An 11792-nucleotide genomic window follows, 5' to 3' on the forward strand; every position below is an offset into this window, starting at 1 on the left:
GGAATCACATTTTGAAAGATTGGATATCCAATACTCTCCCTAACTCAACTGATAAAATGCAAACCTAGTATAAAAAATTCGAATTTTTATGTTTACAAAATCCATACTGTTCCTTTTAACTAAAAGTAAAAATGTTATGACATTATTATTTATACAATTTCAATAAAATAATAATACTTATTTCCGTCTAAAAATTCCTTCTAGTCCGAAAATAAAAAATAGGGCTTGATTTAGTGGTATAGATCGATATAATATTTCTTATTTCATTAAGCCCTATCTCCCGGCCATAATTTTTTCTATATATATTTCTATATTCTTTTCATCAATATGAATTTTGCTTAAAACATCAACTATGTCTCGCCCTGCAACAATAAGTATAGGATGCTCATCTTCCAAGATTTCGCTATAAGCTTGACTACTAACATAACTTGTCGTTACAAACACACCAAACTGACGATGACGAATCCGGGATATTAATCTATTTGTCTGTTTTACATGGCAACCATTAGAAGGAGAATAACATTTTGCTTCCATAGCACAATCAATTGTTATTTTGCTGTTCTGTATACCTATTTTGTACAAACCGATAGCATCTCTTCCACCGTCTCGGCTAGCTCTAGTCAAATCAAATTTTATAAAATTACTATCCATTACCTGCAGGATATGGGCGGCAAAATACTCGAAGCGAACTGGATCATTCTTGAAATACGAGCAAATGACTTGTAATACTTCCTCTTTAACCTTTGTAACAGGCAATTGCTCCTCTTTAGTTCTAAACTTTGTGACCGATTCTGCTGCCAAAGGGATTATCCCCTCTAAGCCATTAGATACGAACCTTTTCCATTGTTCAGGTGCTATTTTGGCAGCTGTCCCTAAGTTACTCACCCTCAAGTTGAGCCAATTTTTTAATTTTTCCGTTTCAGTTGTTGTATCTAATATAGTGAAATAAGCTTCATAATTTTGAAATCTAGTACCTCTGTGCGTCCTCCAAATAGCTACTAAGCTCTCATCAACTGCAAATTGCTGTCTTCCTGGTACAGCTAGCCCCAAAAATTTCACACTTCTTGAACTATTTAAAGTTGGGCTCTTTTGAAATAAAAGGAATGGAGGAATATCTTGATAATTTCCTTCACTTAAGTCGTGAAAAACATTTCTTAATAGTTGATTTCCTCTTTTCTGATGTAAATCCGTCCCAGCAATTCGATTATCCCCATAATAACGAAAATGTCCAGTTTCAAAATTCATCTCATCAGGCCATTCCAATTCACTCCCCGAAGTATATAATACTACAAACGCCAACGAATTATTTTTTGCATCCTTCCTCGGACGAAACCCCCCACTAACACTCACGCCCAATAGCTTAGTCAATGGGTCATCTCCTGCATTCCCCTTATTTCCCCCTTCATAAATTGCGTCTATATAGAGAGGAGAATTTTCCAAACTATCAAATGGGTATATAAAATTAAGCTCATTTCTTTCTTTCAACCTTTAAACTCCTTTTGGGTTTATTTACAAAATGTATATTTATAATAATATCATATATTATAAACTTTTATCAGAAGTGCCTAAAACCTATAGCTATTGTCAAACTAACTACTTTGACAATAAGAATTTTTTACATTATATTATGTTATTATTTAACAATTTCCACTTAACTTAGGCAATATTGAAAGATTAGCATAGCGAAAAAGCAAAGGGTGGGTATAATGAGTAAAAATCCAAGAACTATTGGCGACAACCACGTAAAATCAGTACAACAAGCATTATTAAAACCATTAAACTCCTTATCTATCAATAATTATTCTCAGGCAACAAAGGAAACCGTTACTTTTATCCAAGGTTTATATCCCAACATTGATTCAGTCACTTCAAAATTTGATGATCCACATCCAGATCGTACTAATGATCTTACGCTATATTTAAAAGATGGATCGATCACCTATATAAATTTATTTTATATAAAAAAGGGTGGGAAAATTCAACCTAAAAATCTTGGAGCAAAAAGCTTTTTAAAAAAATATTTTTTATCCGAAGACATGCAGAATATTTTTAATAGCAAATTTGAAAAATACTACTTAGATTTCCTAAAAGAATTAGTTGAACACAATGAGGGAACACACTACATCACAGATAAAAAAGAATTAAAAAAACTTGTTCAAGACTATTTTCCAAAGTTCACAAACGATATTAATGAATATAGAGGACGCTTTCTCTTTAATTTACGTGAAACATGTTTTTCTCTACTTCAACAGTTTCACAATCAAGGAAATATAGGTTTTTCCCATGCATTCAATTCCTTTTTTATGGTTGATGATGTCAACATTATTACCCAATATGGAAAAGATGAAAATGACATTCAAGTTGAAAAGTTCTGTCCATCATACCCTACTTTTAAAGATATTGAGTTATATAAAATAGGAAAGGCTTCAGTGGGTATTAAATTTGGTGAAGTAGCACTAACTTTACGTTTTAAATTTGAAAGCGACCCTACAACATCTATAAAACTTGCGACTAGTTATCATGAGTTTCCAGAAGAACAAGATATAAAAAATATCAATAAGAAAACTATTAACAAAATAAAAAAACTAATAACTAAACATGAGTATATCAAGATAAAAAATAACAGTAATGCGATAGGAAAATGTCATGAAGCCTTTTCATACTATTATTTTTTGAAGGAGTTTCCTAATATCGTCCAAGTAGATCCAAATACATGTATTGAATTACTTGGTACATATTATTCTGCTTTAAAACCAGAAACACTAAAAGAATTATTTGATTCAACTTCTACAATCGTACCAGCTATAACAAAGAAATTACGTCAAAAATATAACGACTATACTATAGAAAGCATCGAATTAATTCCAGATGCCTATATTGGTGATAGACTTGATACCGGTGACCTTCAGTTAATCTTAAAAGCGAACAATGATATTATTATTGAAAATATTTCCCTAAAAGCTCTATCTAAAAAGAATAGCAAGGTAACTACAAAAAACCCTGGTATCGGGACAATTTTAGGACCTACATATTTTAACGTGGGAAGTATGGAATCTATTGTAAATGAGGTGAAATCTACCTTTAACACTGGCGGTTTAAATCATAGAGATAGTTTAGAAAAGCTGTCTTATGAACTAGGAAAGCAATTAGAAAAAGCCAATCAAGAACAACTTCGAACAGGTACTGGAAATTTATTAGGAAAAGCAATGATGGCTATTACAATTTACAACGAGGGAGTTAGTCTTTGCAAAGAACATTCAGAGATCAATAGTGCGATAAAAGTTAAAATCAACACGCCTACTACCATCCAAAACACCATATTGTGGAGCAATGATCAAGAAACAATTAGCTTGCGCATGAAATTCAGTAAAGGACAACACCATGGATGGTCTTCTGTTAAATTAACTTCCGAATACCAATTAAACATTAAGTAAGTAAAAATTATTAAAACGCTAAATAAGTAAGACTTAAAAAACACTTACATATCCAAGGCATTCTATGGCAAAAATATGATCACAATATTTTCACCATAGAATACACTTTTGAAATACAAACAAGTATTAAATATTCTTTATCAATTTCATAAAATACATTCCTAAATTTCACAACATTTACAGAATATTACAATCTGCCCTACGGAAATATTACATAATAATCTGCATACTGGCCTTTTCCGGCTTAAAGTGTTAAAATAAACAAGTAATTATCGGAGGTGCTTGTATGAAAATCGAAGAACGAGGTAGGGCAAAATACCGTCCGTTAAAAGATTATGATATTGAACAAGTAAAAAATTTACTAATAGAGAAAATCCAAGAAGAGCAAGAAAATACACAAGGATTACCAGAAGAAGATACAGAAGCAAATATAAACTTCGATCCTAATAAGCTTAATCTTGTAAGTTTATTTTCAGGCTGTGGTGGTCTAGATCTCGGTGCTGAATTATCTGGCTTAGATGCAACGATAGGTAATACCAAAACCAACAACATATTATCTTCTCGTGAATCTTTTGATAGAGACAGAAACCAAAGTGTATTTCATACAATTTATTCTGTGGATATGTTTAAGGAAGCAAATCAAACATATAGATTAAATTTTCCACAAACAGTCATTCAAAACCAAAAAGATATTCGTAAAATTAAAACTTTCCCAAAATGCGATATCGTATTAGGTGGTTTTCCATGCCCAGGGTTCAGTGAAGCCGGTCCAAGACTAATTGACGACGAAAGAAACTTTCTATATATCCATTTCATTCGATGTCTTCTCCAAACAAAACCAGCCTTCTTTATTGCTGAGAATGTTAAAGGCATGTTAACCCTAGGGAAAGGAGAAGTTATTAAACAAATTATTCAAGACTTCGAATCCGCTGGCTACAATGTTAAGTTTCAGCTTGTCAATTCACGAGATTATGGTGTCCCACAACTTAGAGAACGAGTATTCATTGTCGGCGTAAGAAAAGGACTTGATTTCGAATATAAATTCCCAGAGCCAACACATGGTATTGGGAAAAATAAAAAATCCTATGTAACGTTAAAAGACGCTATCGGTGATTTAGAATCCAATCCTGGATCGTACTACGAAGGAAGCTTTTCATCCATATATCTGTCTCGAAATCGAAAAAAACAGTGGAACGAGCAAAGTTTTACTATACAAGCTTCTGGAAGACAGGCTCCTTTACACCCTAGCGGCGAACCTATGCAAAAGATCGGAACGGATAAATGGGAATTACCAGGAGATGAAGGATCACATAGAAGACTGTCTGTGAAAGAAATTGCACGCATACAAACATTCCCTGACTGGTTTGTATTTTCTGATGGTAACAATTCATCCATTAGTAAAAATGGAAAATTAGACAAAATATACAAACAAATTGGGAATGCTGTACCTGTTGAACTCGCGAGAGTAATTGCACGCCCTATTGCTGAATGGAGCTTGAACAACATGGAAAAAATAAATAACAATAGATTAAACTCACAGCAATTGGAACTATTCGAAACACTTAATGTATAGCTACTAGTGTAATACTCAAGCTAAGTTAAAATTAAATTTTTAAGATAGTTGCAAATATATATGGTGGAAGAGCTACTTTTATAAAATATAACCTAAAAGTAGTCCTCCACCTTTTTGTTTATCCATTTATACTCCATCCCACTATAGATAAATAGAACTTAGTGCCTTTTTACCATCCCCCCATACCACTCATAACTCTCCTCCAAAAACCCCCTACTCTCCCCACTCCCCTTATAAAAACTCTCCCAACCCCGCTCCCTCAAAACCCCCTTCCAACTCTCACTCTCCACCATCCTCTTAATCACATCATCCCAATAAGCAACCCCTTCCTCCGTCATATCTTTCGGGCCCATAATTCCTTTCCAGTGCTGGAAGATGACGTTGATGCCTTGTTCTTTCCATGTTGGGATTTCTGGTAGTCGGTCTAGTCGTTTTGGTGCGGATACGGCTAGTATTTTTATTTTGCCGGCTTTGTATTGTTTTTCGGCTTCGGATAGGGTCATGGTTGCGGCGCTGATTTGTTTGTTCGTTAGGGCGTTTATGATTTTTTCTTTGTTTTCGTAGACGAAGAATTGTAGTTCGGCTGGGTTTATGCCGAATGCTTTGCTTACTTGTACGAATGATAGGTGATCGTCGTTTCCTAGGCCTGGGGCAACGCCGATTTTGAAGTTTTTCTTGTTTTGTTTTAGTTGTTCCATTAGTTCATTTGCGTTTTCTATGTTTGATTCTTTTGATACGACAACGACTTCCCAGTCTGATGCAAGTAGCGCGAGCGGCGTGAAGTCTTTGTATGTTAGTTTACTGTGACCTAGTAGATTGTTCGTTATGAGTAAACTTGAGTTAATCGCCAGTACGTGACCGCCTTTTTGTTTCGTATATTTCCATCCGACATCACCGCTGCCACCTACTTTGTTTGTGACTGTGATTGGTTTGGTGAAGATTTTTTCTTCTGTCAGTGTTTTTTGCATCGCTCGTGCTGTTAAGTCCCATCCTGCTCCTTGAACGTTTGGCGCAACGATTTCTACTTCTTCTATGTTCACTTTATTCTTGTTCGTTTTTTCTACAGAACAACCAGCTATTACTCCCATAATCCATATACATAGTAATAATCGTTTTTTCATAGTCCTCGTCCTATGCGATATTTCCGTTCTGGTCGTCCGATAATGCCGTATGTGTACTCTACTGTGCATTCGTTTGTCGCTACTAAGTATTCTAAGTATCTTCTTGCAGTTGTTCTGGAGGCCCCCATTTGTTCTCCCATTTCTTCTATTGTAATGCCCTCTTCGAATCCTTTTATAATCCCTTTCACTTTTTGCAGCGTTAACGGATCTACACCTGTCGGTAAATTTTTTATGTCTTGTGTTTGCGAAATGCCGAAGAAGTTATCGATGAGTGCTTGATTCACTTCATTGTTACTATGTAATAATTGCTTCTTTCTTTTATAGTCTTCAATTGTGCGAACGAATTTTTCTAACGTGACCGGTTTTATAAGGTAGTTGCTTACGCCATTTCGAATTGCTTTTTCTAGCATATGGTTTTCATTTGCCGCAGTAACCATAATGACGTCAACGTTTGGAAAGTCAGCATGGATTTTCGGTAATAAGTCTGTTCCGATTCCATCTGGCAAATAATTATCTAATAGAAGTAAATCGATTTCTTCCCTTTGTAGTAATTCCATCGTTTCTTTCGCGTTCAATGCTTTTCCAATCACTTTTACGTCCTTTATTTTTAATAAAAACTCTTCCTGAATTTGCGCGACGCGGAAATCATCTTCTGCAATTGCAACCTTCAACATATGCCCATCCCCCTGTTTGTCATGTACTTTCTCTCAATGTTTTCGGAAGGTAAATTGTAAAAATCGCTCCCCCATTTTTCTCGTTTTGAATCTCAATTGTTCCCTCTAGTACATCTACCATTTCTTTCACATTCGCTAGTCCGTAACCACGATCATTTCCTTTCGTTGAAAACCCTTTTTGAAAAATGGTCGTAATTTTTTCTGCCGGTATCCCTGCTCCACTATCTATCACTTCAAACACAATGTCGTGTCCAATATCCGTAATAAAGAAAGAAACATTCTTCTCCTCTTGCCCACTCACCGCATCAAACGCATTGTCGATTATGTTTCCAAGGATTGTAATAAGGTGCGAAACTTTTATATGGTCTGGTAACGGATGAAGTGCACTATCTCCTTCAATATGAAAATCAATTTTCTTCTCCGATGCTGTTCCGATTTTCCCTAATAAAATAGCTTGTACTTTCGCATCATGAATTTGATGAAATAAAATATGGTTTTGGCTTTGATGAATATTAGATTCTTGCTGGATAAATTCAATCGCCTCTTTGTAATGTCCTAACTGAAGTAATCCTGATAAAACGAAAAGTTTATTTGTAAATTCATGTGTTTGAGCGCGTAAGTCCTCTGAATACTTTCTTACCTCAGATATTGTGTTCACAAGGTTTTGCAGTTCTGTTTTATCTCTAAAACTACATACAACGCCTACCGTACTGTTATTTTCAAGTATCGGTGTCCTATTTAAAATAAACACTTTATCTTGAAACGCGATTTCTTGATCGTTTTCTAGCACTCTCTCCATATTAAATTCCGGTAAAACTTTTGAAATGTGCTGTTGCATATAATCATCATGTACATGCAGCATTTCCTCTGCTGATGTGTTCATCATCGTAATAAAACCATTTTGATCAATGGCGATAATCCCTTCTTTTATAGATAATAATATCGCGCTTCGTTCCCGGTATAGCGCTGCAATTTCATTCGGCTCTAAACCGAGTGTATCTTTCCGAATGCTACGTGCTAAAAGAATGCCGCCAACAATGCCGGCTAGTAATACAGCTAAGGAAAAGAGTATAATTTCTTTCGTTCTGCCCAGTATGTTAGATTCAATACCTTTTATTGAAAACTCTACTGTCACAATACCCACGACTTGATCATAGTCTCCGTTATGAACAATAATAGGCGCCTTCGCCATTAAAGCAGGACCACTTTCGCCATTTCCTTCAAGCGTATAATAGCCACCAAAAGTGAGTGCTTCATAGTTATATGGATTGTTACTTTTTGTACCAATTAACTCCGAATTAGAATGGGAATACATCACCCCAAAGCGATCTTCTATAATGACAGTATCTGCGCCAGCTTGCTCACGAACTTGTTCCGCAATAGATTGAATCGTACTTTTATGCTCGTTATTCTGAAAAGCATCTTTTATAGCTGGCATAAAAGAAAGCGACTTCGCTGTTTGCAGTGCTAACTGTTCCACTTGGCGCTTCGTATCAACGGACTGAATGTAAACAAATATTCCCGCTAATAGGAGAACGACAAATAAAATTAACGCGATAATTAAGCTTACTATTTTCGTTTGTAATGACACTTTGCGTGATTTTTTCATACCCCATACCCTTTGATAAAATATTCAAAACTATCAATCTCCTTTTTCTATTATTATGACAAAACGAATAATGAAGCAACTATTAAAACTCTCCATGTACATAAAGTACAAAAAGAATAAAATTGTCATAATATTGAGATTTTATTCTAAAGACAGTACAATTCAACTATAATGAACACGCTTTCATAATTATCGTTTTATTTATAAGCAAGAGGAGGAATTATTATGGCTCAAGCAAAATCTAATCGAGTCGCCGGCAATATTTTCAAAGGTTCTGTCGGCAATTTAATTGAATGGTACGATTGGTACGTTTACTCTGCTTTCGCTGTTTACTTCTCAGCAGAGTTCTTTCCTAAAGGAGATCCAACGAGTCAGTTACTCAACACAGCAGCTATTTTCGCAGTTGGGTTTTTAATGCGCCCTATCGGAAGTTTATTAATGGGACGCTATGCGGATCGGCACGGACGCCGGGCAGCATTAACGCTTTCCATTACGGTTATGGCCGGTGGTTCCTTAATTATCGCCTGTACCCCTAGTTACGAAAGTATCGGTATTATGGCACCAATTATTTTAGTTCTTGCCCGTTTACTACAAGGATTATCACTTGGCGGAGAGTACGGAACTTCTGCCACATATTTATCTGAAATGGCTAGTAGTGGTCGCCGCGGCTTTTATTCAAGTTTCCAATATGTAACGCTCGTTGCTGGGCAAATGGTTGCGTTAGGCGTTCAAATTGTTCTTCAGCAATTACTAAGCGAACCAGATATGAAAGCTTGGGGATGGCGCATTCCGTTCATTATTGGAGCGATGGGTGCAGTAGCTGTATTATGGCTTCGCCGCACGATGGATGAGTCGGAGCAGTTCGCAAACATAAAATCACAAAAACGCGAAAGCGCAGGAACCGTTCGCGCTCTTATGAAACACCCGAAAGCAGTATTAACAGTAGTCGGCCTAACATTAGGAGGCACTGTTGCATTTTATACGTACACAACATATTTACAAAAGTTCATGGTAAACACAGTCGGTCTTCCGAAAGAAGTTGTAAGCTGGATTAACTTTGCCGCACTACTTATTTTCGTCGTACTTCAACCAATTGCTGGGCTACTATCCGATAAAATTGGACGTCGCCCATTATTAATGGCATTCGGTATTCTTGGAACATTACTAACAGCACCGATCTTCTTCTTCATGGAAAAAACGACAGAACCAATCGTAGCATTTTTACTCATGATGGTCGGTCTCATTATCGTTACTGGTTACACTTCTATTAACGCAATTGTAAAAGCAGAACTCTTCCCAACTGAAATTCGCGCACTTGGCGTAGGTTTACCATATGCACTAACAGTTGCGATATTTGGCGGAACAGCTGAGTTCATCGCATTATGGCTAAAGAGTATCGGAATGGAATCACTATTCTACTTCTACGTAGCTGGATGTATTGCGATAAGCTTTATTACGTATTGGCGTATGGATGAGTCATCAAAGACTTCGCAGATTGAGGCGGAGCTTGGTGGTGGGGACAATTTAGTTAATAATAAATCTAGTTAAAATGATGTATTCTATAATCTTCGTTTATCTGAACTCGATGAATCTCTTTCTTGGCAGAGTAAAGATGTTGTTGGTGCTTTAGAGGTAAGATTAGGATTTACCATTGATGTAAAAGTAACTGTGAATGGAGCGCCACAATACAAAGTACATAACAGCAAGGGTAAAAGATACTATGTATCTATCAGCAATTGAAGCCTATTTGTATGTAAAGTAAGAGGTACAAAAGGGCATCCACTTAAATGATACTTTTTAATTTAAATCAACAAAAGAGACTGCAAATGTTAGGTCTCTTTTGTTGATCATTCTCCATATGTAACTTTCTCTTCACTTACTCCAAGCTAGATAACATGGTTCATTGAAATATTCAATCTTAAAGAAGGCTTGTTCTTCAAAAAATTCATTTCTTGCCCTCAGAATCTAGCAAAGTAGCTATTCAATAAATTTTTTCTCTGAATCCAAAAATTTATAAAACCTATTTAATAAATCTTCTTTCGTAGTTGGGGTATCTTGGGGCATATAAGTAATAAAACTTGTCATATCTTCAGGATAATCATGTCTATCATAAAACTCTGCAATTCTATTTAATAGTTCATCCTCATCAGTAATCTTTTCTTTTAACTTAGATAAGTAAACGAATCCGAGTTTACTTATCTCATTCTGTAATTCTTCACTATTTTCTTCTAGATTAGGAAAGTGGAAATCTTTAATTTCAAACAAAATTTTATCTAAATCACTAGAATCTATTCCCCAAGCCAGTTCATTAACAAAAGCTTCATCATCACCGGCTTCCATTAGTTCCACCGCATAATCAGAAATGACATTCGGTTCGAAATATTTTTTATTTACACCGGTGTAAATAGTTTTCCAATCATACTTAAGACCTTTGTTCTTAAAATCTATTAAATCCATATAATTCTCCTTTTACTTTTTGGGAACTTGATTTGGTTTCCCTGTAACAGTACCATTTTCAATAAATCTTCTATGACTTACATTTCCATTTGGTTCAACAATCCACTCAAAGACACCTTTTTTACCACCGTTGCTTCCTTCTGTTTGGAAGAATATTCTACTAATACGATCTCCTCCTACTAATGGAAATTCATCAGCAAATCTTGAGTAATTATCAACAATCTCAGAAAAGCCATGTTCCTTAGGGACATGAGGAAACTCTTTTACTATGATAGGCTTTCCTTTTTCATCTCTTCCCCAAATAAGTTTTACTTTATCAATCTTTTCTCCACTTCCAACTCGCTTTCCATCAATAACAGGTTCCTCTAATTCCTCAATTACTTTTGGATTATCTCCGCTGGTTTTATTGCTGGTATTATCCATCCCTTTAGTAGCATTTTCCTCTTTATTAAGTTTACCATTCTCTTTAACTTTATTAATACGCTCACCAGAAGATGGAGAAGACTCGAATTTTTGAAGAGTATCCTTAGCATTTCGAATCGATTTATCCCAAACCAATCCACCATGTACAACAACACCAACACCAGCCGCTGTAGCAACTGCATCTAATGGAAGAACAATTGGTGATGCTAACCCACCACTTCCTACTTCTGCGACAAGTGTTAAGAAATTAGCCCCACCTACTAAAGATGTAGCCATGTTGCAAGAAATTTCAAATCACAGCACAACACAAATCACACTAAAATACATTGGTATCAACAAAGAAAAAAAGATAATATTCTTGATACATTTCAAATTTAATTTATTTAGAATTACTATTTTTTAATTATATTTTCGAAAAAACGTTAGATTATACATTTTTTCTTTGTTATATTTAAAGAATAATTGGAGTATTAAAATCAACTGATAGAGGTGTTTGCGTGG

General features: G+C 35.4%; 8 protein-coding genes and 3 pseudogenes. 5 read left to right on the forward strand and 6 right to left on the reverse strand.

Annotated features, from left to right (window positions below; all coding sequences use genetic code 11):
• Positions 1-273: 273 nt before the first annotated feature.
• Complete coding sequence (locus tag ACQGS6_RS16075) at positions 274-1485, reverse strand: restriction endonuclease (RefSeq protein WP_071732633.1); 1212 nt, start codon at positions 1483-1485, stop codon at positions 274-276.
• Between the two features lie 221 nt (positions 1486-1706).
• Here ACQGS6_RS16075 and ACQGS6_RS16080 point away from each other — a divergent pair, with 221 nt between their 5' ends.
• Together ACQGS6_RS16080 and ACQGS6_RS16085 are read left to right on the forward strand one after the other, a co-directional pair.
• Positions 1707-3434, forward strand: a complete 1728-nt coding sequence (locus ACQGS6_RS16080) for a hypothetical protein (protein WP_071732632.1) — start codon at positions 1707-1709, stop codon at positions 3432-3434.
• Between the two features lie 286 nt (positions 3435-3720).
• The gene (locus ACQGS6_RS16085; protein WP_071732631.1) at positions 3721-5007 is read left to right on the forward strand and encodes a DNA cytosine methyltransferase; all 1287 of its coding nucleotides are present in this window, start codon (positions 3721-3723) and stop codon (positions 5005-5007) included.
• Between the two features lie 158 nt (positions 5008-5165).
• On the opposite strand, the gene ACQGS6_RS16090 is transcribed toward ACQGS6_RS16085, so the two are convergent.
• From ACQGS6_RS16090 to ACQGS6_RS16100, 3 genes are read right to left on the reverse strand one after another with little or no spacing between them, the layout of a single operon-like run.
• Positions 5166-6128, reverse strand: a complete 963-nt coding sequence (locus ACQGS6_RS16090; RefSeq protein WP_426965303.1) for a tripartite tricarboxylate transporter substrate binding protein — start codon at positions 6126-6128, stop codon at positions 5166-5168.
• A complete protein-coding gene (locus ACQGS6_RS16095) occupies positions 6125-6802 on the reverse strand; it encodes a response regulator (protein ID WP_000921523.1) in 678 nt (225 codons plus the stop codon). Before ACQGS6_RS16095 ends, ACQGS6_RS16090 begins: the two co-directional genes overlap by 4 nt.
• A gap of 19 nt (positions 6803-6821) precedes the next feature.
• On the reverse strand, positions 6822-8411 hold the full coding sequence (locus tag ACQGS6_RS16100) for a sensor histidine kinase (protein WP_326318759.1): 1590 nt from the start codon (positions 8409-8411) through the stop codon (positions 6822-6824).
• A gap of 225 nt (positions 8412-8636) precedes the next feature.
• On the opposite strand from ACQGS6_RS16100, the gene ACQGS6_RS16105 reads away from it, so the two are divergent.
• Both ACQGS6_RS16105 and ACQGS6_RS16110 read left to right on the forward strand, forming a co-directional pair.
• The gene (locus ACQGS6_RS16105; protein ID WP_061664135.1) at positions 8637-9959 is read left to right on the forward strand and encodes an MFS transporter; all 1323 of its coding nucleotides are present in this window, start codon (positions 8637-8639) and stop codon (positions 9957-9959) included.
• 39 nt (positions 9960-9998) lie between these two features.
• A pseudogene (locus tag ACQGS6_RS16110) lies at positions 9999-10173 on the forward strand (N-acetylmuramoyl-L-alanine amidase); the annotation flags it as partial.
• 215 nt (positions 10174-10388) lie between these two features.
• On the opposite strand, the gene ACQGS6_RS16115 reads toward ACQGS6_RS16110, so the two are convergent.
• Together ACQGS6_RS16115 and ACQGS6_RS16120 are read right to left on the reverse strand one after the other, a co-directional pair.
• Positions 10389-10868 carry a DUF2247 family protein gene (locus ACQGS6_RS16115; protein ID WP_098397506.1) on the reverse strand — a complete coding sequence of 160 codons (480 nt, stop codon included), beginning with the start codon at positions 10866-10868 and terminating at the stop codon, positions 10389-10391.
• A 12-nt stretch (positions 10869-10880) separates the two neighbouring features.
• Positions 10881-11558, reverse strand: a pseudogene (locus ACQGS6_RS16120) (hypothetical protein); the annotation flags it as partial.
• Here ACQGS6_RS16120 and ACQGS6_RS16125 point away from each other — a divergent pair.
• Positions 11551-11669: pseudogene (locus ACQGS6_RS16125) on the forward strand (tyrosine-type recombinase/integrase); the annotation flags it as partial. The pseudogenes ACQGS6_RS16120 and ACQGS6_RS16125 sit on opposite strands and share 8 nt — an antisense overlap.
• Positions 11670-11792 lie beyond the last annotated feature (123 nt).

The sequence above is a fragment of the Bacillus sp. GMs2/2 genome, from assembly GCF_050172095.1.
Classification (GTDB): Bacteria; Bacillota; Bacilli; order Bacillales; family Bacillaceae_G; genus Bacillus_A; species Bacillus_A cereus.